The organism is Streptomyces sp. OZ13 (assembly GCF_052068155.1).
Lineage (GTDB): Bacteria > Actinomycetota > Actinomycetes > Streptomycetales > Streptomycetaceae > Streptomyces.
The window spans coordinates 643,193-666,610 of record NZ_JBQHCZ010000002.1 but is presented as its reverse complement, the minus strand read 5'-3'; the positions used below and the strand labels follow the sequence as shown (position 1 = coordinate 666,610).

Below are 23,418 nucleotides of genomic sequence, written 5' to 3'. Positions count from 1 at the left end.
GCACGGGGCACTGACAGCGAGGGCACGGTGCCGGGGCGGCGGGCATTGACGGACGAGGGGAACATCTGGTCGGATCGTGGTGTTTTCAGCGCATACAGGAGACGGCGGCTCTGTCGTGCCTGCCGTTCCCGGCTACGGATTCCGGCTGCCCATGATGCTCCCCCGAACAGCACCCGCCACCTTCGCAGGCGTGGCCGTCCTCCTCACCGGCTGTGCCGGCGCCGGAGCGGCCGAAAGCTCCGGCACGTCCGGCAAGGCCGCCGTCAGCGCCGCGGCACCGGCATCGGCCACGGCCGGCGTGCCGGGCCCCGCCACATCCGCCCCGGGCTCCGGTGCGCCCGTCTCCACGGAACCGCCGGCCCCGGCGTTCGATCCCCGCACCGATACCGCGGTGCTGTCCGTCCCGGCCATCGGCCTGGAGGACCTGCGTGTCGTGCCGTACGAGGGCACGACCGACGACTGGCCGGGCACCCGGATCCAGAACCGGGGTGTGGCCGCGAGTCCGTACGGCGAACGGGGCGGCGTGGGACCGGGCGAGGTCGGCAACTACCTGGTCACCGCGCACCGCCTCTCCGCCGGCGGACCCATGCGGGACCTCCCGGCGCTCGACAAGGGCGATTCCGTGTTCGTGACCGCGGGTGGTTCGGTGTACGAGTACGTGATCACCGAGACACGTCAGACGTCGTTCCGCTCGGAGCGTTCGCTCGCCGAGCAGCGGGCCGCGGTACCGGGCCACCCCGGCGAGCGGCCCACCAAGGCGATGATCACCCTCTCCACCTGCGCGACCCCCGAGGACGACGCGGCGGGCAACTTCTGGCGCGACGACAAGGGCAACCCGGAGCACCGCATCGACAAGACAGGCGTGCTGCGCGAGGTGTCCGACCGGTAGGCAGCACTGCGCCGCCCGGCCGGCCCCCGTTGCGGGGACCGGCCGGGCGGCCGTATCGGCTTGTTTCAGGCGGCCGCGAAGCGTTCCCACACGCGGTGGCTGCCCAGGAGCCGGCTGATCTCCTCCAGCGTGCCCTCCTCGCCGCGGCCGGTCACCACGCCCGGCGCGCCGGCGGGCACACCGGCCGCCGCCAGCACGCTTTCCGCGCCTGCCCAGCCGCCGATCGCCTTGCCGTGCCGGTACGCCTCGGACAGCATCAGCAGCACCCTCGGGTCGGACGCGCCGCCGCGTCCAGCCGCGGGATCGCCCGCCTTGGCGTCGCGGACGCCGATCGCGTCGTCGGCCGGGCCGGGGGCTCCGGCGAGCAGCAGAGCGTCGAACTCGATCGAGCGCGCCGTGGCGAAGGTGCGCTGCACGGCCACCGGATCCCCGCCGCCGCCGAGCGCGCCACCGTCGGGGCCGACGACCAACGGAACCATGCCCGCCGCCAGCACGGCCCGCCGTACGGAACGGACCCCGTCGAGGTCGCAGCCGGCGTCGGCGACGATCCCGATGACGCGGCCGTCCAGCGGCCAGGTCTGTCCGATCTGGGAGAGCGCCGGGCTCGGTTCCACGGACGCGAGGGGCTCCGTGGGCCCGGGCGCGGGCAGGCCGAGGGCGGCGGCGACGCCGGCGCACAGCTCGGGGTCGATGTTGGCGAGAACCCGCAGGCCGCGCTCCTTGATCGCCTGCTCATAGCACTTGCCCAGCTCGAACGAGTAGGCGGCGATGATGTGTTCACGTTCCACGGGCGACATGCTGAGCCAGAACCGGCGTGGCTGGCTGAAGTGGTCGGCGAACGAGTCCGGCGCCTCGCGGACCTTCTTCGCCGCCGGCACCTCGACGGGCACCTCGACGTAGGCGCCCAGGTCCGCCCCCGCCTGGAACGGACAGCCGGCGTCGAGCGAGTTGGGCCGGTAGGGCGCCACACCCCGGTGCACGGCGGTCTGGTGCATGCCGTCCCGCAGCATGTCGTTGACCGGTGCGTGGGTGCGGTTGACGGGAATCTGCGCGAAGTTGGGGCCGCCGAGCCGGCTGATCTGGGTGTCCAGGTACGAGAAGAGCCGGCCGGACAGCAGCGGGTCGTCCGTGATGTCGATGCCGGGGACGAGGTGGCCCGGGTGGAAGGCGACCTGCTCGGTCTCCGCGAAGAAGTTCGACGGGTTGGCGTTCAGGGTCAGCAGTCCGATCGGCTGTACCGGCGCCAGCTCCTCGGGGACGATGTTCGTCGGGTCGAGCAGGTCGATGCCCTCGAACGTCTGCTCCGGGGTGTCGGGGAAGGTCTGGACGGCCAGTTCCCACTGCGGGTAGGCGCCCGCCTCGATCGCGTCGGCGAGGTCCCTGCGGTGGAAGTCGGGGTCCATCCCGCCGGTGATCTGCGCCTCCTCCCACACCATGGAGTGCACGCCGAGCTTCGGTTTCCAGTGGAACTTCACCAGCGTCGTGGCGCCGGCGGCGTTGACCAGCCGGAACGTATGGACGCCGAAGCCCTCCATCATTCGGAACGAGCGGGGAATGCCCCGGTCGGACATGTTCCACAAGGTGTGGTGGGTGGCCTCCGTGTGGAGGGTGACGAAGTCCCAGAACGTGTCGTGGGCGCTCTGCGCCTGCGGGATCTCGCGGTCCGGCTGCGGTTTGCCGGCGTGGATGATGTCCGGGAACTTGATGGCGTCCTGGATGAAGAACACCGGGATGTTGTTGCCGACGAGGTCGAAAGTGCCCTCTGTCGTATAGAACTTGGTGGCGAAGCCCCGGGTGTCGCGCACCGTGTCGGCGGAGCCGCGGGAGCCGAGGACCGTGGAGAAGCGTACGAAGACCGGCGTCTCGACGCCCTTGCCGAGGAACGCCGCCTTGGTGATCTGCGCGGCGGTGCCGTAGCCCTGGAAGACGCCGTGCGCCGCGGCGCCGCGCGCGTGGACGACCCGCTCGGGGATGCGCTCGTGGTCGAAGTGGGTGATCTTCTCGCGCAGGTGGTGGTCCTGCAGCAGGACGGGGCCGCGGCTGCCGGCCTTCAGGGAGTGGTCGCTGTCGGGGAGCCGGGCGCCCTGTGCGGTGGTCAGGTACGGACCGGCCTGGGCGACGGCCGCCTGGTCCGCTCCCGTCTCCTGTCCCGTCGGGCTCACGGTCGCCGGTCCGCTCTGGTCCGGTTTGGGCGGGAGCGGCTGCCTCGGCTCCGTCGGTTCGTCGACGGTCGGCGGTTGCGGCGACGGCCTGCCGGGGATGCCGCCTTCGGCTCCGGAGTTCTTCCGGTTCATGCGTCCTCCACGGATACGGGGTGCCGGACGCCGGAGAGTCTCCGCCGCCTCGGCATACTCGGCCGATTCTTCTGCCCCGGCGGAGGCGCGGCAGTCCGGATACACCCATCCCGGTGGAAGAGGGACCGCTTCGGCGAAGGGCGAATCCCGTGGTGCCGGCGCCTACATGCCGCCCGCGACGCGCAGCACCGCTCCCGTCGTGTACGACGCGTCCTGCGAGAGGAGCCACGCGACCGCGCCGGCGATCTCCTGCGGCTGTCCGGCCCGGCCCATGGGCACGTTGACCGCGACCTTCGCGGGCCGTTGCGGGTCCTCGTGGAACTCGGTCCAGATGGTGCCGGGGGCCACGCAGTTGACGCGGATGCCGTCGGCGGCGACCTCCTTCGACAGCCCCGTCGTCATCGCGTCGACGGCCGCCTTGGTGGCCGCGTAGTGCACGTACTGGCCGGGGCTGCCGAGAGTGGCGGCCGCGGAGGAGATGTTGACGATCACACCGCCGCCGGAGGCGGTCATGTCACGGACGGCACGGCGGGCGCAGAGCAGATATCCCCACACGTTGACCTCCAGCGCTCGGCGCATCCCTTCCGCGTCGGCGTCCGCGAGGCGGCCGTTGGGCCCGCTGATGCCGGCGTTGTTCACCAGGCCTGTGACGGTGCCCAGTTCAGCCGCGCTGTCGAAGAGACGGTCGACGGACTGCTCGTCGGCGGTGTCGACGCGGACGGCCAGGGACCGGCGGCCGGCCACGCGCACCGCCTTGGCGACTTCGTGCGCGGCGGCTTCGTCGGACCGGTAGCCGACGACCACGTCGTGGCCTTCCACGGCGAGGCGGGCGCAGACCGCGGCGCCGATGCCGCGGCTTCCGCCGGTGACGACGGTGAGTTGCTGACGCAAAGCGGACTCCGGTGTGCGGGGGCGGGCGGATGCTGACCGACTCTAATCCGCCGTCCTGGGCTGCCTCATCCCGGCCCGCGCGGGCGGCCCCGTCTCGGCGGCGGGCGGCCGGCGCCGGACCGGGAGCCGCCGGCCTTGCCCTGCGGTCAGGGCATCGACCGGAGCAGAAGCAGCGCTGTGTCGTCGGTCCGGTCGCCCGTGGGCAGCGCCTGCATGAGCTGATCGGCCAGCACCTCGAGGTCCCGGGCGCCGACGGCAAGGAAGCGGGCGAGTTCGTCGATGGCCACCCCGATGTCGGTGCCCCGTCGTTCCACGAGCCCGTCGGTGAAGAGGGCCAGGACGCTGCCGGGCAGCAGGGTGACCTCGGCGGACCGGTAGTCGGAGACCGGTTCGATGCCGAGCAGCAGTCCCGGTGGCACGGCCAGGGTCCGTGTCTTCCCTTCGGGGTCGCGCAGCAGCGGCGGCGGGTGGCCCGCCGTGGCCAGGCAGGCGCGGCCACGGGCGAGGTCGATCTCGACGTAGAGGCAGCTTGCGAAGAGGCCCGGGTTGAGGTCGGTGAGCAGGCGGTTGGCGCCGGCGAGGACGTCGCTGGGGGACGCTCCGGCGAGGGCCTGCGCGCGGACCGCCGTGCGGACCTGGCCCATCAGCGCGGCCGCGGGGACGCTGTGGCCCTGTACGTCGCCGATGACGGCCGCGGCGGTGGTGTCGTCGAGGCGGATCAGGTCGTAGAAGTCGCCGCCGATGTCCATTCCGCGGGTGGCGGGCAGGTAGCGGGCGGTGGCCTGAAGGTTCGGCAGCGAAGGCAGGGTCTGCGGGAGCAGGCTCGTCTGGAGGCTGCGGGCGAGGCCGCTCTTGGTGTCGTAGAGGTGCGCCCGGTCGAGGGCCTGGGCGACCAGGCCGGCGAACGCGGTGAGCATGGCCCGTTCGTCGTGTGCGAAGGGCCGGGAGCGGTCGTAGGCCATGACGCAGCAGCCGAGCGGGCGGCCGGCGGCCACGAGCGGCAGGAACGCCCAGGCGTGATGGCCGTCGTCGCCGACGGCGTTCGGGAACGCCTCTTCCAGTTCGCGGCGGGAGGCGAAGAAGGCCGGCTCGCCGGTGACCACCACGCGGCCGCTCGGGTTGTCGGGTGCCAGGGGAACTCCGCCGAGGTGTTCGGCCTCATGGGGGCCGTAGCCGCTGTGGCCGCGCAGCCGCAGTCTGCCGGCGTGGGTGGCGAGCAGGGCGACGGCGTGGGCGCCGAAGCTCGGGGCGATCTGGTCCACCACGAGCTTGATCACGTCGGGCACGCTGAGCGCCTCGGTGAGCGCGGCGGCGAGGTACGCCATCCGGTAGAGGACATCGGCGCGGGGCGCGGTCCGTGCCTCTGCGGTGCCGGTCTGCTCGAGCACGGGCGGGTCGGCGGCCACGGCGGGCGCCCCGGTGGCGGCTCCGGCGGACGGCTGGGCGGTGGTCTCGCCGCCGCCCAGGCGGGAGGGAGAGATTCGGACGCTGATGCCCCGTGCGTCGGGGTAGAGCTCGAGGGACAGCCACAGGCCGTCGGGGCGCCGCGCGGTGAACGAGGTGGGCCTGCGGCTCATGACGGCCGACCGGTAGCGGTCCTCGAAGACGGGGTCGTCGAGCCACGGCAGGAGCTCCCACGGCCGCGCTCCCGTCAGGGCGACCATGTCGGAGCCGACGAGCTTCGCCCCCTTGGCGTTGACGAAGGTGACCCTGCCGTCGAGGTCGAGGGCGCAGCAGCCCTCCGGCAGGCGTTCGGCGTAGTCCACCGCGGCGAAGGCCTGGGACTGGGTGACCCGGCGCCCGCGAGGCACCGGCGTCAGCCGGGGTTCGGTGGCCGGCAGGACGGGGTGGCCGTTCTCCTCGGCGCGGCGCATGGCTGCCGCGATGTGACCGCACGTCCGTTCGACGGCCTTCCGCCGGGCCGGGTCGATCTCCATGGACTGCGAGCCGGGCCAGAGCACCAGGACTCCGCCCCACGTCCGGCCGGTGCTGGTGACGGGGGCGGCGGCGAGGGCGAACGAGTAGGGCAGGGCCAGCCCGAGGCGGGGGTAGCGGCGTGCCAGTTCGCCTTCTGCCCCCACCCAGATCAGGCGGTCCTCGCGGACCGCCTGGGCGAGCGGGCCGGAGGCGGAGACGCCGACCCTGGCCCACGGCATGGCGAGGCTGGAGGGCACTCCGGCGAGGACGACGGCGCCGAGCACCTGACTCTCCGGAGGCAGTACGTAGATCCCGCCGCCGTACCCGCCGGTCTCCCTCAACATCCGGGACAGCAGCCGTTGCAGGGCCTCCACGGCGCCGTCTTCCTCGTCGGCCGGTGCCATGACCTATTCCTTTACGGCCGGGGCGGACCGTGCCGTATCCGCGCCGCGCGGCGCCGTCGGGCGGACACGCGGTGCGGGCCGTCCGGGCCGGGGGCCCGGGCCGGAGTCTTCCGGGCGGCCGATCGGTGCGCGACGAGGTACAGGTTTCATCATTTGTGGACATTACGCCTATACCTCGGCAACCTGCACCCTTGAGCCGCCGATCTGGGAACGCTCAGGAACCGGGCCGGTCCTCGACGGTCACGCGCACCGTCTTGACCTCGGGATCGACGCCGTCGGGGACGACCATGCCGGCTTCGGCACCGCTGCGCAGATACCGCAGCGCCGCCTCGTTCAGGCGCTCGCCGGGCAGTGCGACGGGAATGCCCGGCGGGTAAGGGGTGAGCATCTCGGCGCTGACACGGCCCACGGCCTTCTCCCACGGGACCTGCTCGACCCGGCCGAAGTACGCGTCACGGGGCAGCATGACCTGTTCCAGTCGCAGGTCCGCGGGGTCGGGCACCTCCACCTCGGGCGCGGGCCGCAGCTGCGATGCCTGGGCCGGCACGTCCCGCAGGGCGGCCAGCAGACGCTGCGCGGAGGTCTCGTCGTCCGCGTGGGTCAGCTGCGCGCTGATGCGCCGGTGGTCGGCGAGATGGAGGTTGACGCGGTGGGTCCGCCGCAGCCGGTCCGCGATCCCGTATCCGGTCGTACCGAATGCGCTGACGTCGACGACGACCTGCAAAGGGTCCATGTCGGTCGCACGGCCGGGACCGCAGAGGTCGTCCCTGCCGTGGACGCGCATGCCGTCGATGTGCTCGATGCTGCCCCGGACGTCGCCGGCCAGGGCCAGCGCCGCGTCGTACAGGGCACGGCCGTGCTCGACCATCTGGCGGCGCCAGCCGTCGAGCGCGGCGTAGATCAGCGTGGAGGGACTCGTCGTACCCAGCAGGTCCTCACGGCTCTTGAGGACCGTCGGATCGATGAGATCGCCCTGGAGGTGGAACACCGAACTCTGCTCGAGCCCGGAGCCCATCTTGTGGACCGAGGTGACACACACGTCGGCCCCGGCGTCCATGGCCCACGTCGGCAGGTCGGGGTGGAAGGGCAGATGGGCGCCCCACGCCTCGTCGACGATGAGCGGTACCCCGTGCTCGTGGCACGCCTCCGCGATGCCTGCAAGGTCCGAGCAGGTCCCGTAGGGGGTGGGTGTCGTCACGAGAGCACCACGGGCGTCGGGGTGGTCGGCGAGCGCGGCGCGGAAGGCGTCGGCGGACGGCGGGTGGGCCATGCGCCGCTCCGCGTCCCACTGGGGCTCGACCCACACGGGCCGGATGCCCGCGAGCACCAGGCCGGAGACCACGGACTTGTGCGCGTCCCGGCCGACGAGCAGTTTCTCGTGCGGGCCTGCGACTGCGAGCATGGCCGCCTTCACGGACAGCGAACTGCCGCAGGTGGAAAAGAAGGTGTGCTCCGCCCCGACGGCGTCCGCCATCAACTCCTGGGCCTGCTCGAGCACCGCGTGCGAGGAGGTCCGGTCGTCGAGGCCACTGATGGCGAGCACGTCGGACCGGAAGACCTCGTCGCCCATGACCGCGCGGACCCGCGGATCGGCGCCGCGGTGCTGCTTGTGCCCGGGCGGCGTGAAGGGGGTCTGATTCTCCGCGTGGTACGCGGCCAGCGCCTCCAGTACCGGCGTCCGTGAGTGGTCCATGTGACTCCGCTTCCCTTCGGGGCGGCACGAAAACTGACGCGCTGAGCCGAACGGGGCATTCCGGCGCGGCTCCTCTTCCGCGCGCGCGGAACCGCGGCCGCTCCGCCGCCGTCAGGAAACTCGGTTGTGGGCGGCGTCGCCGGGCGGGTATTGGTTCTGCATGACCTCTCTCGGCGCAGTCTTCCGTCCGCAGTTGCCTCCCGAACGGTTGCGCGAGGTGGTCCGCACGGCGGACGCCGCCGGGCTGGAGGAGTTGTGGCTCTGGGAGGACTGCTTCCTCGAGAGCGGTGTCGCCACGGCGGCCGCCGCCCTCGCCTGGTCGGAGCGTCTTCGGGTGGGCGTGGGCCTGCTGCCGGTCCCCCTGCGGAACGTCGCCCTGACGTCGATGGAGGCCGCCACGCTGCACCGGCTCTTCCCCGGCCGGGTGGCCCTGGGCGTCGGGCACGGCGTCCAGGCGTGGATGGGGCAGGTCGGCGCGCGCGTCGAGTCGCCGCTGACGCTGCTGCGTGAGCATCTCACCGCCATGCGGGCCCTGTTGCGGGGTGAGCGGGTGACGGTGGACGGCCGGTACGTGAAGCTCGACGGCGTCGCCCTCGACTGGCCTCCGGCGACGGCTCCCGCGGTGCTGGCCGGGGCGACCGGGCCGCGCTCACTGCGGCTGACCGGCGAGGCGGCCGACGGAACGATCCTGGACGCGGCCGTTCCGCCCGAGGGCGTGCGAAACGCCCGCCGGCTGATCGACGAGGGCCGGGCGGCGGCCGGACGCACCGGCCGTCACGAGATCGTCATCTATCTCCACACCGCGACCGGCACCGGCGCCGAGGACCGTCTCACGGCTGAACTGGATCGCTCCGGCGGGGCGTCGACACCCGGGCTCGGCGTGGCGGGCGACGCGGGCGCGGTGGCCAAGGCCGTCCAGCGGCTCGTGGACGTGGGAGCGGACACCGTGGTGCTCCAGCCGACGGCCGACGAGCCGGACCCGGAGGGCTTCGTACGGTTCGTGGCCGAAGAGGTGCGCCCGCTCGTTCCCCATCCGGCCGACGGATCCTGACGCGGCGTCAGTGCCGGTGCCTGGCGTGCGCGGGCATCTCGCTCACCCTGACCAGATGGTCGAAGTCGACCGCCGCACCCTGCAGCAGCAGGTCCACCAGTGGGCGTGCGGCCGCCCGGCCGGTGTCGCCGAACAGCGCCCGCTGGTAGACCACCGACGCGAGGAGGTCGACCAGCAGGTCCGGATCGACACCGGCCCGCAGGTCGCCGCGGTCGACGGCGCGCCGCACCGCGACCATGGCGGCGTGCCTGCTGGGCTGTACGAGCACGTCGATCAACCGCCTGTGCAGAGTGGCGTCGTGCGCGCACTCCGCGACGAGCGGGGCGAGTACGCCCGCGGGCAGCCGGTCGAGAAGCGCCTCCGCCAGCACGCCGACGCTCTGGGTCAGATCACAGCGGGTGCAGCCGTTGTCCGGCACCGGGGGCGTGACCAGCACAGAGGCGAGGGCGTCGATCACCAGGCTCTGACGGGTGGGCCAACGCCGCCGGATGGACGCCTTCGTGGTGCCCGCCCTCGCCGCGACCGTCTCGAGGGCGAAGCGGGAGTATCCGTGCTCCCGCAGCACGTCGAGCGTCGCGGCCACCACCGCGGCGTCGATCGCCGGGTCGCGCGGACGGCCGACCGCGGGGGGTGTCACTGTGCGGCGTCCTGTGGGTACCAGCGCAGTTCGACGGTGTTGCCGTCGGGGTCCTGCACGTAGAGCGACCAGGCGTCGCCCCGGGCGCCGTAACGTTCCACCGGTCCTTCCAGCACCTTGAACACGCCGGAGTCGATGACCTCCTGCCAGTCCAGAGGGTCGACGACCAGGCATATGTGGTCCACGTTGGACTCGCCCCGGGGGCGGCTGACCAGGTCGATGATGGTCGTGGGGGTGATCCGCACGGACGGGAACGGCACCTTGCCCGCCCGCCACTCCTCCACACGTACGGGCTCGAGCGCGAGCGGTCCGCAGTAGAACTCCAGGGCTCGTTCGACGTCTTGGACGTTGAGCACCAGATGGTCGAAGTCCTTCACTCGCATGACGTTCCTCCCCCTCATTCGAATCCGGTCCGGTTCGGATCGTAAACCTCGCGGACCTCCCCCGGCAAGGGGCAGCAGCGTGCGATACGGAGGGCAGCAGGTAGTCCCAGCAAAGGAGTTATCTACCATTTTGGGCTGTTTAGTCGCTTTCCTAGGGGCTACCCGGGCGTTCAGGGACGTCCGAGAAGGAGGAAGTCGTGATCACCAAAGCACAGATCCGGAACGTACTGGACCACCCGGTATACGACGCCGACGGCAACAAGGTCGGCAACGCCAAGCATGTCTTCCTCGACGACGCCACCGGCGAGCCCGACTGGGTCAGCGTGCAGACGGGCCTGTTCGGCGGCAACGAGTCGTTCGTGCCGATCCGGGACGCCAACATGGTCGAGGACCACCTCGAAGTCCCCTATCCGAAGGACACCATCAAGGACGCCCCCAACGTCGACGTGGACGCAGGTGGACATCTCTCGGCGCAGGAGGAAGAGCGCCTGTACCGGCACTACCGCATCGACTGGGACTCCGCGTGGAAGCGCGCCAACCAGCCCTCCGAGGGCGGCTGGGCCCACTCCGGCGGAACCGGCCGAACGGGCCAGGCAGGCAAGTCCGGAGCCGCGGGTGCGGCAGGAGCCGCGGGTGCGGCCGGGGCGGCGGGTGCGGCCGGGAAGGCCGGTACGGCCGGGAAGGCCGGTACGGCAGGCAGGAGCCGGGCCGGAGCCGGCGAGGGCATGGCGGGCGAGACGCCGGCCCACGGACGCTCGGCAGCGGGGGGCCAGACCCGCGGACGCGACATGGCCGGTGAACGCCGGGGCATGGCGGGCCAGGAACGCCGGGGCGACACCGACTCGGCAATGACCCGGTCCGAGGAGACCATGCATGTCGGCACCGAGCGTCACGAGATCGGCCGTGCGCGGCTGCGCAAGTACGTGGTCACGGAGGAGGAGCAGCAGACGATTCCGCTCCGCCACGACGAGGTGCGCGTGGAGCGTGAGCCGATCACCGAGACCAACCGTGGCGCGGCACTGTCCGGGCCGGAGATCTCCGAGGCCGAGCACGAGGTCACCCTTTACGAGGAGCGGCCGGTCGTGGAGACCCGCGTCGAGCCGGTCGAGCGTGTCCGGCTGACGACCGAAGAGCACACACAGCAGGAGACGGTCAAGGGCCGGGTCCGCAAGGAGCGGATCGAAGCCGAGATGCCGGACGAGGGGACCGAGCGGGCCTCGCGCGAGAAGCACGAGCGCCGTGGCCCGGTCGGACCTGTCTGACACTCCGACACCGGAGCGGCCTCCGACAGCGCGTGTTGCGGGGTGAGGGTGACGAGGCGGACGGGGCCCGGCGGTTGCGAGAACCGGTCGGGCGTCGTCCGCCTCACTGTCGCCTCGCCTGCCCGTCCCGATGCGTACGACGCTGCCACCAGGGCGGGTTGCGTACCCGGTGCCGCCACCGGTGGCGGTCGCGTCAGCGAGCCGGTGCCGAGGGTGTTGTGCCGGCGCGGTGGTCGTGCAGTTGCTCCAGGCGCCGCTGGAGCAACTGGAGCGCGCCGCGCTGACGTCCCGGCACCCGCCGTCGCAACGCCACCAGGGCCGGGGCGAGTTGCCGTGCCCTCGCCGCGTCCCCGATCTGCTCCCACTGGTGATGCGCACGGTCCACAGCCGCTTCGACGTCCGGATCGTCGGTGGTCTGCTGACGGCCGAGCCGCACTTCGGCGGCTGTCATCCACAACTCGCAACTGCGGGCCGGGTCCTGGGCGAGCCGCGCGAGGTCCGCCCGTACCTCCAGCCAGTGCAGCACCTGGACGGAGCCGGGACCGTGGGCGCGCAGCGCCTCGTTCTCGCACGAGGCCGCGGCGGCCGCGGCCTCGTCGTGGCGCCCGGCCCGCGCGGCGGCGAGGATCGCCGGATGCGGGTCGGCGCCTGCGGCGGCGAGGCCCGCAGGGTGCTGCTCGGCCGCGAGGTTCGCCGTATGCGCGTCGGCCCCCGTGGCGCCAAGGCTCACCGGATGCGCGTCGGCCCTCGCCGGGGCGGGAGCGTCGGTGGGGGCCGGTGCGATGCGCGGGCCCGGCACCGCGGCGTGCCCGTGCACCGGTCCCGACGTGTGTCCTGAGGGGTGGCTCAGCGGGGAGCCGGCGTACGCGGCGGCGGTCGAGGGGGCGTTCGACGGGGCGATGCCGAGCAGCAGCGCGTCGGGAGCGTCCTGGGACGCCGACTGCGCGGCGGCCTGTTCGTGGAGATGCGGGAGCGGCGGGCGCGCCCCGCTGCGCCAGATCGCGGCCACGGCCTTCAGATGGACGGGGGCGGCGACGGTGCGGCGGCCTGGAGCGGGGGCGATCCGTCCGTACGTCCGTGTCCCGTCGCCGAGGAGCAACCTGCCGCCGGTGACCTGCTGCCAGGCCTCGGTGTCGGCGACGAGGTCCAGCACCACCGTGGTGGTTCCCGGCCGCCGGGTCTTCAGCTCGCCCGCGAGCCAGTGCCAGGGCAGCGCCGTGTAGCGCATCGTCGCCGGTGCCGTGCGGGCGAGGGCGAGGTGCAGCTGCCGCTGCTTGCGGTCCACGTGCAACTGCCCCGCCAGATACAGGTGCAGCGGTCCGGGCGAGGCGGCGGCGGCGCGGATGCGGGTCAGGACGGTCTGGGGATCGAGCGGGTCGGCGAGCTCGATCACCGTGGCCGCGGCCGCGCCGGCCGTGCCGGCGAGGACGTCCGCCGGTACGGCCGCGAGCGCGGGCAGCACGGACGCGGCGTCGATGAGACGCCCCTTGCCGGCCGGGGCGGCTGCGAGGAGCAGCGCGGTACCCGGAGCCGGACTCTCCCGGTTCTCCCCTGTGATCAGCACATCAGCACCGTACCCGGTCCCGCGGGGCGGAGCCGGACGGCCGCCGCACGACGGCTATTTGTGGACGCTGTACTTCAGGTGCGTCGCCTGCGCGGTGTCGACGACCCTGATGACCTCGAGGCGTCGCCGCTCCGCCCCGAGATTGTCGAACAGGCGCGGACCCGGCCGAACAGGACCGGAACCACATGGAGTCGGAGCTCGTCGATCGACCCGGCAAGCAGGTACTGCTGGACGGTGCCGGGCGGGCCTGCGATGTCGGCATTGCGCCCGCCGGACGCGGCCTTGACGTGCCGGCGCGCTGTGGATGCCGTCCGTGACGCATGTGGAGGGGGTGCCGCCCTCCTCGACGATCGGCCGACGGGGCGGTGGGCGAGCACGAACACCGGCGTGCGGAACGGCGGTTCGTCGCCCCGCGGCACCTCACCCGGTGTCGTCCATCGTCCTGCCCGTTACGGGGCTCCTCCTGGGCGGGTGTGCGGAGTTCTCACCCCTGCGTCGATCGGGGCCCGCTCCTTTCGACACCGTCGCCCGGCGATTTCGCGGTCAGGTGCGGGAAGCGGAACTCGGTGCGGCTGTGCCACGGCTCGTGCGGGCGCACCACCGTGCTGGGGTACTCGGGACGGTTGGGGGAATCGGGCAGATGCTGGGTCTCCAGGCAGACGCCCGAGTACCGTTCGTGCCGCCGTCCCGAGGGGGCGGCGAGTGACCCGTCGAGCTGGTTGGCCGTGTACACCTGCACGCCGGGTTCCGTGGTCCATACCTCCATGACGCGCAGTTCGCCCGGCGCGCTGAGCCGGGCGGCGCGGCGCGGTGCGGCGGCCGGGCCGGCGGGGTCCAGCACCCAGCAGTGGTCGAAGCCGCCGGCGGCGCGCAGCTGCTCGTCGGGCATCGCGAGCCGTTCGCCGAGGACACGCGGCTCGGTCAGGTCGAAGGCCGTGCCGCGTACGTCCGCCGCCGGGCCCTGGGGGATGCCGGTGGCGTCGACGGGCAGGTAGCTGTCGGCGTCGACCTGCAGCGCGTGGCCGCGGATGTCGCCTTCGCCGGTGAGGTCGAAGTAGGCGTGGTGGGCGAGGTTGACCACGGTGGGCCGGTCGGTGGTGGCGGTGAAGTCGACGGCGAGGGTCCCCTCGGTATCGAGGCTGTACGTCACGCTCACGTCGAGTGCGCCGGGGAAGCCCATGTCGCCGTCAGGGCTGTGCAGGGACAGCCGCACGGCCGCGGTCTCCGCCCCGAGCACCTCGCTCGCCCGCCACACCTTGGTGTCGAAGCCGCCCGGGCCGCCGTGCAGGGCGTGGCCACGATCGTTGGCCGGGACGTGGTAGCGGGTCCCGTCGAGGGTGAAGGTGCCGTTCGCGATGCGGTTGGCGAAACGGCCGACGACGGCGCCGACGTAGGCGTTCTTCTCCGCGTAGTCGCCGATCCCGGGGAGCGCGAGGACCACCGAGGCGTCCTCGCCCCGGGTGTCGGGGACGGTGAGCGAGTGGAGGACGGCGCCGTAGGTGAGGATCTCGGCCCGCACCCCGTGCCCGGAATCGAGAGTCCACAGCTCGGTCTCCTCACCGCCGGGGAGGGTTCCGTAGGGGGTGCGGATGACGGTGGGGCGTGGCATGGCGATCCTTCGGGCGGGAAACGGGTGGTGGGCGGGTCAGCGGGTGCGCGGCGGCGGGTCAGCTCGGGTCGGCGCGGGGCGGTCAGCCGGACCGCGGCGGGCGGGTGGTCGACTCCCTGACGACGAGGCGGTAGCCGGGCCGTTGCCGCCGGGGCTCGGGGGGCGTGCCGCCGGCGAGGCGTTCGACGAGACTGTCGACGGCCAGCCTGGCGATGGCCTCCTTGTCCGGGGAGATCGTCGTCAGCGTGGTGGACCCGTAGCGGCCCTCCTCGATGTCGTCGAACCCGACCACGGCGACGTCGCCGGGGACGGTCAGTCCGCGTTCGGTGAGGGTGCGCATCGCTCCGACGGCGATGAGGTCGTTGTACGCGAAGACCGCGTCGGGCCGCTCGCCGCGGTCGAGCAGGGCGGCCATGGCGCTCGCCCCGTCCTCCCGCCTGTAACCGTCGGTGACCACCACCAGGGCGTCGTCGGCCTTCAGTCCCGCCGCGGCGTGCTCCTCCCGCCAGCCGCGCAGCCGCAGGTGGGCGGGCTGGCGCTCGCGGCCGGTCCGGGAGCCGAGGAAGGCGATACGGCGGTGGCCGAGGCCGATGAGATGCCGGACGGCCTCCCGGGCGGCGGCGACGTTGTCGATGGCGATGTGGTCGTACGGCGCCTCGTACTCCCGCTCCCCGAGCAGCACCAGCGGGGCGCTGTCCGTGCGTGCGGTGAGGTCCTCCGTCTCGAGGTGGATGGGGCTGAGGATGAGCCCGTCGATGACGTGGGCGCGGAAGCCCTGGCTGACGAGGAGTTCCTTCTCGCGCAGTCCGGCTGTGTGGTCCACCAGGACGGTGTAGTCGTGCCGTGCGGCGGCGTCGACGACCGCGCCGGCCAGCTCGGCGAAGTACGGGTTGCCGAACTCCGGCACGGCGAGGGCGATGATGCCCGTCCGCCCTTTGCGCAGGTGACGGGCGGTGAGGTTCGGCCGGTAGCCGAGCTCGTCGATGGCCTGCTGCACCTTGGCCCGCATCTGGGGCGTGACGTGCGGGTAGTTGTTGACGACGTTCGAGACGGTCTTGATGGACACGCCCGCCCGACTGGCAACGTCCTTGAGGCTGACGCCCACGGCACTCCTTGACTCTCGATGCGGCAGTACCGCTGTGACGGTGTGTGGCCGGCGCTCCCGCGGCTTCACACCGTGCGGCACCGTGCCACGACGACCACGATAAGGAAGCAGCGCCCCGGCCACGGAGCGGTAGGACGAATTGAGCGGGCGGACCGCCCCCGGCATCCGGATAAGCGGACCCCGGGGCGCTACCAGGGTTCGCGTCCGGTGCACGCCGCTGCGCGCGTGAGGCGCCACCGGTTTCGCGGCCGGTGCACGCCGCTGCGCGCGTGTGCGATGAGTTCGGGCGGCGGATCGGGTCTGCCCTGGCATGACTCGAATCATCGCTGACATCTCCGTCTCCCTCGACGGATTCGTCACCGGACCCGATCCCGGCCCGGACAACGGTCTGGGCACCGGCGGCGAGGCGCTGCACACCTGGGCGTTCTCCGACGACCCCGACGACCGCCGGGTCCTGCGCGAGGCGACCGCCCGCTCGGGCGCCGTCGTCCTCGGCCGTCGGCTCTTCGACGTGGTCGACGGGCCGAACGGCTGGGACGACGAGACCGGCTACGGCGCCCGTGAGGTCGGCAGACCCGCGTTCGTCGTCGTGACGAGCTCACCGCCGGAATCGGTGCGGCTGATCGGCCTCGACTGGACGTTCGTCACCACCGGTCTGCCCGACGCCGTCACCGCCGCGCGCGAGCGTGCCGAGGCGGCGTCGTCGGCCGGCGGCAAGGACCTCGACGTCGTCCTCATGGGCGGCGGCGCCACCATCGGCTCGGCGCTCGACGCCGGGCTGGTCGACGTACTGAGCCTGCACCTGGCGCCCGTCGTGCTGGGTGCCGGGACGCCCCTGTTCACCGGCGGAGCGCCGCGCACGCTGGTGCAGCGGGGCGTGACCTCGACATCGACGGCGACGCACCTGACCTACGACGTGCTCTGACGATCGCGCAACGGAACGCTCACATCGAGCAGTCCGAGTCCTCGGCGAGGACCGGGGCCCTCTGCGGGCGCGTGATCTCGTCGGGAGTCGGCCTTCGCCGCTGTCCGCCCTTGCCCGCCCCGTGGCGCGGTCGAGGCGCGAAACGGAATCTCCGGCCCGGCGGGCCGGAGACGGCATAGGTTCAAGGCATGGTGCATGTACTCGGCAGCAGGGTCCTGCTGCACCCGACGGATCCGGACCGCACCCGCGCCTTCTACGGCGGAGCACTGGGACTCGCCGTCAGTCGCGAGTTCGGGACCGGACCGGAACGTGGCACGGTCTATTTCCTGGGCGGCGGATTCCTGGAGGTCTCGGGGCGCTCCGAGAACCCGCCGGCGCCAGGTCTCCAGCTGTGGCTCCAGGTCGAGGACGTGCAGGCGGCGTTCGAGGAGCTACGAACAGCCGGCGTGGAGGTGCTGCGCGCTCCGGTGATAGAGCCGTGGGGGCTGATCGAGATGTGGATCGCGGACCCGGACGGCGTCCGCATCGCGGTCGTCGAGGTGCCGGAGAACCACCCGCTGCGCTACCGCCCCTGAAGTCCCACGGCGGCGGACCGCGCCCGGGCCGCGAGGACCACCGCGCGCGGTGACCGACGCACGCGTGGCCCGGGCCCGGCCCGACGGGTCAGGTGATCTTCTTCGTTCCTGTGGCGCGGCCGTGCTCGTCCCAGGTGACTTCCAGGATCTGTTCGACGGCGTCGCGGTCGATATGACCGAACACGTGGGGGAACAGGGTTCCGTCGGGAACTCCGGGCGGCGGGGACGGGACGGCCGCTTCCCGTTCCGTCCTGGCGGTGAGACGGCTCTCGTCCAGGACGAGCACCAGGAGCGGCCTCGGCGTGCTGCGGTAGAAGGCGTTGACGACGGCGAGGGTGGTCTGTTCGTCGGGGGCGCAGTGGACGAAGCCGTCATCGGTGAGGGATGCGGGCGCGTAGGGCTGGTCCGGGTCGGCCGACCAGTCCCTTTCCGTGACAACGTGGTAGATCATCTCAGGGTTGTACAGCACTCGGCGCGGCCGCCCGGCCGGTCGAACCGGATCACCGGCGGGTTTCGTCGCGGGTCCGGGTGAGTTCGGTCGGCGGTCTCAGTGCCGAGTAGGCGCCCGCGCCCGCGGCGAGCAGTATCACGCAGCCGGTGAAGACGAGCCCCGCGGTGCGCAGGTCCCACAACTGGGCCGCGGCGCCCACGCCCACCACCGGCAGTGAGATGCCGGTGTAGGCGATGACGAAGAACGCCGAGATGGTGCCGCCGCGGTGTTCGGCGGGTGCCGCGCCGCCCACGAGGGACAGGGCCGCCCGGAACGCCAGCCCCTGGCCCGCGCCTCCGCACAAGGCCCCGGCCACGAGTACGGCGAGGGATTCGGCGACGAGCGACGAGGCGACGAGCAGCAGGCCGGCGATGAGGACGGCGCAGCCGATGGGAAGCGCGCGCCGGGTGCCGATGCGTTCGCTCAGTGACTGCCCTGCGGTGGAGGCGAGGAAGACGGAGAAGACGACCGCTCCCGTGACGGCGAGGTTGTGCACGTCGAGTGTCCGGGCCACGAAGCTGGGGGCGAGGGCGGTGAACAGTCCGAGGAGGGAGAAGCCGGCGAAGGCCGCGACGGAGGCGGGGGCGAACACTCCTCTCACCTCGGGGGGTACGGAGACTCCCTGGGGCTTCAGCGGGGGGAAGCGCTTCGGCCGCTCGACGGTCTCCGGGAGGAAGCGGATGATCACGGCGGCGACGGCGACCAAGGCGATGTGGACCCAGAAGACGAGCTCGAGCGGGCGGGGCGCGTACTGGGCGAGGATCCCGGACAGCAGCGGTCCGCAGCCGAGGCCGCCCATGTTCGCCGCGGTGGCCGCGAACCCGGCCCGGGCCCGCTGTCCGGGTCGGGCGAGCTCCATGACGGCGGCGGTCGCCGCGCCGCTGAGCAGTCCGGCCGCGAATCCGGAGAGCAGCCGCCCGGCGAAGAGCAGGGGGAGGCCGGTTTCCAGCAGAAAGCATCCGGCGCTTGCGGCGGACAGGAGCATGGCACAGAGCAGGACGGGCCGGCGCCCGACTGCGTCGGAATAGTTTCCGCCGACGAGCAGCACAGCGATCACGGCGACGGCGTACACGGCGAAGACCACGGTCACCATCAGGTCGGAGAAGCCGATCTCCTGCTGGTAGAGCCCGTACAGCGGCGTGGGCAGGGTCGTGCCGGCCATGCCGATGGCGAACACCAGGGCTGCCGCGACGTAGCCGGGACGGTGGCCCTCACCTTTGCGGACGATCATGCGGCTCACCTTACGAGCGCCCCGGCGCGGGCGGCCGGACCTTGCCGCGTCGCGAGTGCGGCGTCGGGGGTGTGTGCCGGAGCTGCCCGTGGCGGGGCCGGAGGCGGTCGCTCGTGGCCTGCGGTTGTCCCTCGTGTGGCGGGCAGATGGACACGAACGGGTGCGGTGATGATGTCCGCGTGGGCCGCCGGTCGTTAGGAGAGGGACGAGAAGGAGATCCGCCATGCCCACAGGACCGGCCCAGCAGCCTACGGCCGAGCTCGATGCCCGCTACAGTTCCGCACTCAATCCCCGACCGGGTGCCGCGGGTGTCACCGCCGTCGAGTGGTCGGAGGCTCTACGGCACTTGGAGGCCGCCGAGATCTTCTGGGTGTCGACGGTGCGGCCCGACGGTCGGCTGCATGTCACGCCCGTGATCGCGGCGTGGCACGAAGGGGTGCTGTACTTCTCCACCGGCCCGGAGGAGCAGAAGGCGAAGAACCTCGCTGACAACGCGCACTGCGCACTGACCACCGGCAGGAACGCGCTGACCGAAGGCTTCGACATCGTGGTCGAGGGCAAGGCGGAGCAGGTCACTGATCCGGCGGTGCTGGAGGAGGTGGTCGCAGCGCACGAGGCGAAGTACGGCCCGCACATCACCTCGCCCGAGGGCACGTTCCACGGTCTCGGGGACACGATCCGGACGGGGGGTGCGGTGGTCTTCGCGGTGGCGCCGGTCACGGCGTACGGCTTCGGTCGGGACAACGGGGTCTACAGCCATACGCGATGGGTGTTCTGAGCGGCGCTGTGCGCACCGGTTCGGGCACCGCACAGCGCCCCGTCCCCTGCCCGCGTCGACGATGCGGGCAGGGGCCCGTCACTTGTGACGCAGTCAGCCGGTGGTGACTCGCATGTCGGGGTGGTTGTGGAGTACGGCCGTCGTCACTGGCCCACCCTTCCGTCGACGCACTCGCGCAGCAGGTCGGCGTGTCCGCAGTGACGGGCGTACTCCTCGATCCGGTGCACCATCAGCTCCCGGATCGAGGTCTTGTCCTTCCCCACCCGCTCACCCAGATCCGGGTGCTCGGCCAACGCGGCGTCGGTCGCCGCCTGTTCACGCTCCAGGTCGGTGTACGCGGCGTCGACCATGGCCTGGTCGGCGGCGGCGTCGTCGAAGTCCGCGTCACGGCGGCCGTACAGCTTCGGCAGGGGGTCGCCGTCGGTGATCCAGTTGCGCCAGTCCCGTTCCACCTCGGCGAGGTGCCGGATCAGGCCGAGCAGCGACATCGACGACGGCGGAACGGACCGACGGGCCAGTTGCTCCGCGTCGAGGCCCTCGCACTTCATCCGCAGGGTCATGCGGTAGCCCGTCAGAAAGTCCAGCAGCGTCGGGAGCTCGCCGTCCGGACTGACACTTTCCTTGTTGCGGGGGTCGTCGTCCGGGTCTGCCCACATGTCGGGGTAGACGGTTGCCTGGGTCCATCGTGCGGGTTGATCACTCATACGCTGCATGGTGATCTGCGACCGCCCCCGTGCGCTACACAATTCTTCCTTGCGACGGATCGCGTCAGTGCGGAGGACTCGGTGAACACGCGGCGCCTTGAAGCGTCGTGGGGTTCGGCGGACGGATCACGACCAGGCCTCGCGCCTCTGTTGCAGGCCGTCGAGGACCAGGTCGAGTCCGATGTCGAACTCCGCGGCGTACGTGTAGCCGGGTTTCATGGCGTGGTGGGTGATCATCTCGGTGAGGTGAGGGAACTCGTCGCCGGGCATCTGCTGCAGGATCGAGTCGGCCAGATCGTCGATGCCGGTGGACGATTCGAACGGGAGGCTCAGCTCCTGCAGGGTGAATCCGTAGATGTAGCTGTCGAGTACGGAGAACGCGTGCGCGGCGCCGGCGATGGTGAAGCCGCCCGCTCGTAGGCAGCCGATGACCGCGTCGTGGTGGCGCAGTGTCGCGGGGCCGGGGTTGCTGCGGGAGTCCATGAGGCCGATCGCCCACGGGTGGCGCATCAGCGCGTCGCGTGTCGATACGGCGCGGCGTCGTATCGCGGGCCGCCATGGGAGGTCCATGGGCGGGAGTTCGATCTCGCCGAAGAGGATGTCGACCATGCCGTCGAGGATCGCTTCCTTGTTGCGGACGTGGTGGTAGAGCGACATGGCTTCGACGCCGAGCCGGTCGGCGATCTTGCGCATGGTGAGCGCGGCCGTGCCGGCCTCGTCCGCGAGTGCGAGCGCCGTTCGCAGGACCGTGTCCTTGCTGAGGGGTCGGCGGCGCCGTGCCGGCGTGCGGGCGGGCTCGGTGGCCACGGATTCCTCCTCGGGTGGGCTTGCAGGTTGACAACCTTACTTCGTAAGGCACACCCTTACGACGTAAGGGTGGGGCGAGGACGGGGAGGGCGAAGGTCATGGAGCCGATCAGCTCGGAGGAGTCCCGAAGACCGGGCCCGCGCAAGAAGATGTGCGTCGTGGGCGCGTCCGGGAAGCTCGGGCGGTACATGGTGCGGCACGCGCTGGACCGGGGCTACGAAGTGGTGGGCGTATGCCGGGAGCAGAGTGTCGGCAAGCTCGCCGAGTTCGAGGGGCGGATGACGGTGGTCCCCGGGGCGACCGACGACCGTGCGGCCGTCGCACGGGCGGTGGAGGGGTGCCAAGCCGTGCTCACGGTGCTGGCTCCATGGGGGATGAACCACTACTCCTCCGGCACGGCCCGGGCCGTGCTCGACGTGGCGCCCGCGGGGGCGCGCCTGGTGTTCTCCTGCGGCTGGCACATCACCCGCGACGGAAAGGACGTCTACACGCGCAGGCTCAGGGCGTTCGTGGCCGTTTTCGGGCGATTGGCCAGGCTGGCCCGTGTGGCCGACCTGGACGACCAGGTGGAGGCCTGCCGGACGATCTTCGCCAGCGACACCGCTTGGACGGTCGTCCGCGGCAGCGACCTGGAGGAGGGCGAGAGCGAGGGCCTGCCGGTGTGGAGCCGGCACGTCGGTGACCCCGTCCTCGCGAGCAACCTGACCCGTCGCGTGGACTTCGCCCTCTTCATGGTCGCCGCGGTGGAGGACGACGCCCTCGTCCGGGAGGCCGCCGCCATCGTCGGCCGACTGACCCCGTCGGCCCTCGCCCACGCCCGTACGCAGGGCGCGGCGTGATCCGCATCCGGTGAGGCTGTGGGGCGGTGCCCACCGCTGCGCTCGGGTCCTCGAGCGCGCCGATCTCGCCCCTCCGTGACGACGACCCCGGCCCGCTCCTGCGGGCCGGGGTCGTCGCCGCGTCGCCGCCTGGCGGCGATGAGTCCCGGGCTCAGGTCACCGGGGGCAGACGGCGAAACCCTGAAGGGTGAACCCGCATCGCGCCACGGGCGACTGTCGGGCGGCACCGCTGGATCCACCGCCGTGCGACGCGGGCGGGCACCACGGGCGTGTGCCCCAGGGAGGGTCATGGGGTGGCGTCACCGCCGCAGCCGAGACCGTTGAGGAACTGCCGTTGGCCGTCCAGGAATCCGTCCGCGAAGAGCGAGCAGGGGGCGAAGAGCGCGGTGAGTGTGAGCTTGAGATCCGACTGTTCGACGGACTGCTTGAGCAGCGAGTGGGTCGCGTCCGGGTGACGGGTGACCGTCAAGGCACCGCCTGCGTCCAGCACCTTGCGGTAGACGCGCTCCGTGTCGGCGGTGTCCACGTTGAGGTCATGGCCTGCGAGGACCAGCAGCACCGGGACGCGGCGCAGAGCTCGGAGGTCCTGCGTCGCGTCCACTGTGTGGTTCCTGGATATGAAGCCCCAGCGACCGGCGGTCATGCCGTCCGCGTCGCCGCCCCGCGCCCCGACGTACTCCTCGAAGGTGGCGTGGCGTGCCAGCAGTCGGCGGGTGGTGTCGCTCTCGGCGATCGCGGCGCGGGTGCGGGCGGCCGACGCGCCGTCGGCGCGCAGCTCGGCGAGGAGGTTGTAGCGGCCTTGCCGGAGCCAGTTGATCGCGGGTGAGACGGCGATGACGAAGCTGACGGGCGTTCTGGCGGCGACCTTCGGCAGGACCCAGCCCGCCTGACTGGCGCCCCAGAGCCCGATCCGGTCGCCGTCGATGTCAGGTCGGGTGCGCGCCCAGGCCATGGCGGCGGCCGCCTCGTCGGCCCGGTCGCCCATGGACTGCTCGAGCCAGTCACCGGGTGCGCCCGCGACGCCGGGTTTGTCCCAGGACAGGGAGGCGTAGCCGGCCTTGGCGTTCGCTTCCCACATGGGCTTGTAACCGTCTTCGTGGGTGGCGTCGATGGGGCCGTCGCCGTGGATGTACACGACCAGGCCGTGGCGTTCGCGGCCGTCCCTGGGGGTGGCCAGTACGCCGTTGAGCATGTGGCCGCCGTGGCGGATCGAGACCCGCTGCTCGTCCATCTCGAAGGAGTTCTGCCACAGGACCACGCCCGCGAGACCGGTGGCCCCGACCAGGACCATGACGAGTGACCACGCGGCGATGCGGAGACGGCGCCGTCGGGGCCGGGTCTTCTGACTCATGAGATCTGACCACCTCTGC

21 protein-coding genes are annotated in these 23,418 nt (G+C 72.1%); 7 read left to right on the top strand and 14 right to left on the bottom strand.

The genetic code is table 11. From position 1 onward, the window contains the following. Positions 1 to 151 precede the first annotated feature (151 nt). A complete protein-coding gene (locus ACTMTU_RS06695; protein ID WP_441262609.1) occupies positions 152 to 889 on the top strand; it encodes a class E sortase in 738 nt (245 codons plus the stop codon). A gap of 65 nt (positions 890 to 954) precedes the next feature. Here ACTMTU_RS06695 and ACTMTU_RS06690 read toward each other — a convergent pair whose 3' ends face one another. The 4 genes from ACTMTU_RS06690 to ACTMTU_RS06675 all read right to left on the bottom strand — a co-directional run bounded on the left by ACTMTU_RS06690 (position 955) and on the right by ACTMTU_RS06675 (position 8,088). Further along, on the bottom strand, positions 955 to 3,183 hold the full coding sequence (locus ACTMTU_RS06690; RefSeq protein ID WP_441262519.1) for a catalase: 2,229 nt from the start codon (positions 3,181 to 3,183) through the stop codon (positions 955 to 957). 162 nt (positions 3,184 to 3,345) lie between these two features. Next, positions 3,346 to 4,074, bottom strand: a complete 729-nt coding sequence (locus tag ACTMTU_RS06685; RefSeq protein WP_441262518.1) for an SDR family NAD(P)-dependent oxidoreductase — start codon at positions 4,072 to 4,074, stop codon at positions 3,346 to 3,348. Positions 4,075 to 4,220: 146 nt separating this feature from the next. Further along, positions 4,221 to 6,395 (bottom strand): SpoIIE family protein phosphatase, encoded by a 2,175-nt coding sequence (locus ACTMTU_RS06680; RefSeq protein ID WP_441262517.1) that lies wholly within the window; start codon positions 6,393 to 6,395, stop codon positions 4,221 to 4,223. Positions 6,396 to 6,609: 214 nt separating this feature from the next. After that, positions 6,610 to 8,088 (bottom strand): aminotransferase class I/II-fold pyridoxal phosphate-dependent enzyme, encoded by a 1,479-nt coding sequence (locus ACTMTU_RS06675; protein ID WP_441262516.1) that lies wholly within the window; start codon positions 8,086 to 8,088, stop codon positions 6,610 to 6,612. A 160-nt stretch (positions 8,089 to 8,248) separates the two neighbouring features. Here ACTMTU_RS06675 and ACTMTU_RS06670 point away from each other — a divergent pair, with 160 nt between their 5' ends. After that, positions 8,249 to 9,139, top strand: coding sequence for an LLM class flavin-dependent oxidoreductase (locus tag ACTMTU_RS06670; protein ID WP_441262515.1), 891 nt, complete (start codon positions 8,249 to 8,251; stop codon positions 9,137 to 9,139). 7 nt (positions 9,140 to 9,146) lie between these two features. On the opposite strand, the gene ACTMTU_RS06665 is transcribed toward ACTMTU_RS06670, so the two are convergent. Further along, positions 9,147 to 9,776: a TetR/AcrR family transcriptional regulator gene (locus ACTMTU_RS06665; RefSeq protein ID WP_441262514.1), complete on the bottom strand. Its 630-nt coding sequence runs from the start codon at positions 9,774 to 9,776 to the stop codon at positions 9,147 to 9,149. After that, a complete protein-coding gene (locus tag ACTMTU_RS06660; protein WP_441262513.1) occupies positions 9,773 to 10,159 on the bottom strand; it encodes a VOC family protein in 387 nt (128 codons plus the stop codon). Before ACTMTU_RS06660 ends, ACTMTU_RS06665 begins: the two co-directional genes overlap by 4 nt. Positions 10,160 to 10,356: 197 nt before the next feature. Between ACTMTU_RS06660 and ACTMTU_RS06655 the strand changes: the two genes are divergently transcribed. Then, positions 10,357 to 11,421: a PRC and DUF2382 domain-containing protein gene (locus ACTMTU_RS06655; RefSeq protein WP_441262512.1), complete on the top strand. Its 1,065-nt coding sequence runs from the start codon at positions 10,357 to 10,359 to the stop codon at positions 11,419 to 11,421. 193 nt (positions 11,422 to 11,614) lie between these two features. Here the strand turns inward: ACTMTU_RS06655 and ACTMTU_RS06650 are convergent, their stop codons facing one another. The 3 genes from ACTMTU_RS06650 to ACTMTU_RS06640 all read right to left on the bottom strand — a co-directional run bounded on the left by ACTMTU_RS06650 (position 11,615) and on the right by ACTMTU_RS06640 (position 15,699). Then, positions 11,615 to 12,985: a hypothetical protein gene (locus tag ACTMTU_RS06650; RefSeq protein ID WP_441262511.1), complete on the bottom strand. Its 1,371-nt coding sequence runs from the start codon at positions 12,983 to 12,985 to the stop codon at positions 11,615 to 11,617. A gap of 484 nt (positions 12,986 to 13,469) precedes the next feature. After that, positions 13,470 to 14,594 (bottom strand): aldose epimerase family protein, encoded by a 1,125-nt coding sequence (locus tag ACTMTU_RS06645; protein ID WP_441262510.1) that lies wholly within the window; start codon positions 14,592 to 14,594, stop codon positions 13,470 to 13,472. Between the two features lie 82 nt (positions 14,595 to 14,676). Further along, positions 14,677 to 15,699 (bottom strand): LacI family DNA-binding transcriptional regulator, encoded by a 1,023-nt coding sequence (locus tag ACTMTU_RS06640; RefSeq protein WP_441262509.1) that lies wholly within the window; start codon positions 15,697 to 15,699, stop codon positions 14,677 to 14,679. 310 nt (positions 15,700 to 16,009) lie between these two features. Between ACTMTU_RS06640 and ACTMTU_RS06635 the strand changes: the two genes are divergently transcribed. Continuing rightward, on the top strand, positions 16,010 to 16,624 hold the full coding sequence (locus tag ACTMTU_RS06635) for a dihydrofolate reductase family protein (protein WP_441262508.1): 615 nt from the start codon (positions 16,010 to 16,012) through the stop codon (positions 16,622 to 16,624). 188 nt (positions 16,625 to 16,812) lie between these two features. Continuing rightward, the gene (locus ACTMTU_RS06630) at positions 16,813 to 17,199 is read left to right on the top strand and encodes a VOC family protein (protein ID WP_441262507.1); all 387 of its coding nucleotides are present in this window, start codon (positions 16,813 to 16,815) and stop codon (positions 17,197 to 17,199) included. 88 nt (positions 17,200 to 17,287) lie between these two features. Here the strand turns inward: ACTMTU_RS06630 and ACTMTU_RS06625 are convergent, their stop codons facing one another. After that, the gene (locus ACTMTU_RS06625) at positions 17,288 to 17,650 is read right to left on the bottom strand and encodes a DUF952 domain-containing protein (protein ID WP_441262506.1); all 363 of its coding nucleotides are present in this window, start codon (positions 17,648 to 17,650) and stop codon (positions 17,288 to 17,290) included. Positions 17,651 to 17,699: 49 nt separating this feature from the next. Further along, positions 17,700 to 18,920 (bottom strand): MFS transporter, encoded by a 1,221-nt coding sequence (locus ACTMTU_RS06620; protein ID WP_441262505.1) that lies wholly within the window; start codon positions 18,918 to 18,920, stop codon positions 17,700 to 17,702. Positions 18,921 to 19,143: 223 nt separating this feature from the next. Here ACTMTU_RS06620 and ACTMTU_RS06615 point away from each other — a divergent pair, with 223 nt between their 5' ends. After that, on the top strand, positions 19,144 to 19,698 hold the full coding sequence (locus ACTMTU_RS06615; protein ID WP_441262504.1) for a pyridoxamine 5'-phosphate oxidase family protein: 555 nt from the start codon (positions 19,144 to 19,146) through the stop codon (positions 19,696 to 19,698). Positions 19,699 to 19,841: 143 nt separating this feature from the next. Here the strand turns inward: ACTMTU_RS06615 and ACTMTU_RS06610 are convergent, their stop codons facing one another. Next, positions 19,842 to 20,411, bottom strand: a complete 570-nt coding sequence (locus ACTMTU_RS06610; protein ID WP_441262503.1) for a DinB family protein — start codon at positions 20,409 to 20,411, stop codon at positions 19,842 to 19,844. Between the two features lie 117 nt (positions 20,412 to 20,528). After that, positions 20,529 to 21,209, bottom strand: coding sequence for a TetR/AcrR family transcriptional regulator (locus ACTMTU_RS06605; RefSeq protein WP_441262502.1), 681 nt, complete (start codon positions 21,207 to 21,209; stop codon positions 20,529 to 20,531). Between the two features lie 98 nt (positions 21,210 to 21,307). Here ACTMTU_RS06605 and ACTMTU_RS06600 point away from each other — a divergent pair, with 98 nt between their 5' ends. Beyond that, on the top strand, positions 21,308 to 22,048 hold the full coding sequence (locus ACTMTU_RS06600; RefSeq protein ID WP_441262501.1) for an NAD(P)-dependent oxidoreductase: 741 nt from the start codon (positions 21,308 to 21,310) through the stop codon (positions 22,046 to 22,048). Positions 22,049 to 22,334: 286 nt separating this feature from the next. Here ACTMTU_RS06600 and ACTMTU_RS06595 read toward each other — a convergent pair whose 3' ends face one another. Further along, the gene (locus ACTMTU_RS06595; RefSeq protein WP_441262500.1) at positions 22,335 to 23,399 is read right to left on the bottom strand and encodes an alpha/beta hydrolase family protein; all 1,065 of its coding nucleotides are present in this window, start codon (positions 23,397 to 23,399) and stop codon (positions 22,335 to 22,337) included. Positions 23,400 to 23,418: the final 19 nt, after the last annotated feature.

What these genes read in the sequence shown, in the direction of transcription:
- ACTMTU_RS06645 (WP_441262510.1), bottom strand. Translation starts at nt 14,594, where the DNA reads ATGCCACGCCCCACCGTCATCCGCACCCCCTACGGAACCCTCCCCGGC.
- ACTMTU_RS06690 (WP_441262519.1), bottom strand. Translation starts at nt 3,183, where the DNA reads ATGAACCGGAAGAACTCCGGAGCCGAAGGCGGCATCCCCGGCAGGCCG.
- ACTMTU_RS06695 (WP_441262609.1), top strand. Translation starts at nt 152, where the DNA reads ATGATGCTCCCCCGAACAGCACCCGCCACCTTCGCAGGCGTGGCCGTC.
- ACTMTU_RS06680 (WP_441262517.1), bottom strand. Translation starts at nt 6,395, where the DNA reads ATGGCACCGGCCGACGAGGAAGACGGCGCCGTGGAGGCCCTGCAACGG.
- ACTMTU_RS06595 (WP_441262500.1), bottom strand. Translation starts at nt 23,399, where the DNA reads ATGAGTCAGAAGACCCGGCCCCGACGGCGCCGTCTCCGCATCGCCGCG.
- ACTMTU_RS06630 (WP_441262507.1), top strand. Translation starts at nt 16,813, where the DNA reads ATGGTGCATGTACTCGGCAGCAGGGTCCTGCTGCACCCGACGGATCCG.
- ACTMTU_RS06660 (WP_441262513.1), bottom strand. Translation starts at nt 10,159, where the DNA reads ATGCGAGTGAAGGACTTCGACCATCTGGTGCTCAACGTCCAAGACGTC.
- ACTMTU_RS06670 (WP_441262515.1), top strand. Translation starts at nt 8,249, where the DNA reads ATGACCTCTCTCGGCGCAGTCTTCCGTCCGCAGTTGCCTCCCGAACGG.
- ACTMTU_RS06610 (WP_441262503.1), bottom strand. Translation starts at nt 20,411, where the DNA reads ATGCAGCGTATGAGTGATCAACCCGCACGATGGACCCAGGCAACCGTC.
- ACTMTU_RS06625 (WP_441262506.1), bottom strand. Translation starts at nt 17,650, where the DNA reads ATGATCTACCACGTTGTCACGGAAAGGGACTGGTCGGCCGACCCGGAC.
- ACTMTU_RS06615 (WP_441262504.1), top strand. Translation starts at nt 19,144, where the DNA reads ATGCCCACAGGACCGGCCCAGCAGCCTACGGCCGAGCTCGATGCCCGC.
- ACTMTU_RS06600 (WP_441262501.1), top strand. Translation starts at nt 21,308, where the DNA reads ATGGAGCCGATCAGCTCGGAGGAGTCCCGAAGACCGGGCCCGCGCAAG.
- ACTMTU_RS06620 (WP_441262505.1), bottom strand. Translation starts at nt 18,920, where the DNA reads ATGATCGTCCGCAAAGGTGAGGGCCACCGTCCCGGCTACGTCGCGGCA.
- ACTMTU_RS06675 (WP_441262516.1), bottom strand. Translation starts at nt 8,088, where the DNA reads ATGGACCACTCACGGACGCCGGTACTGGAGGCGCTGGCCGCGTACCAC.
- ACTMTU_RS06635 (WP_441262508.1), top strand. Translation starts at nt 16,010, where the DNA reads ATGACTCGAATCATCGCTGACATCTCCGTCTCCCTCGACGGATTCGTC.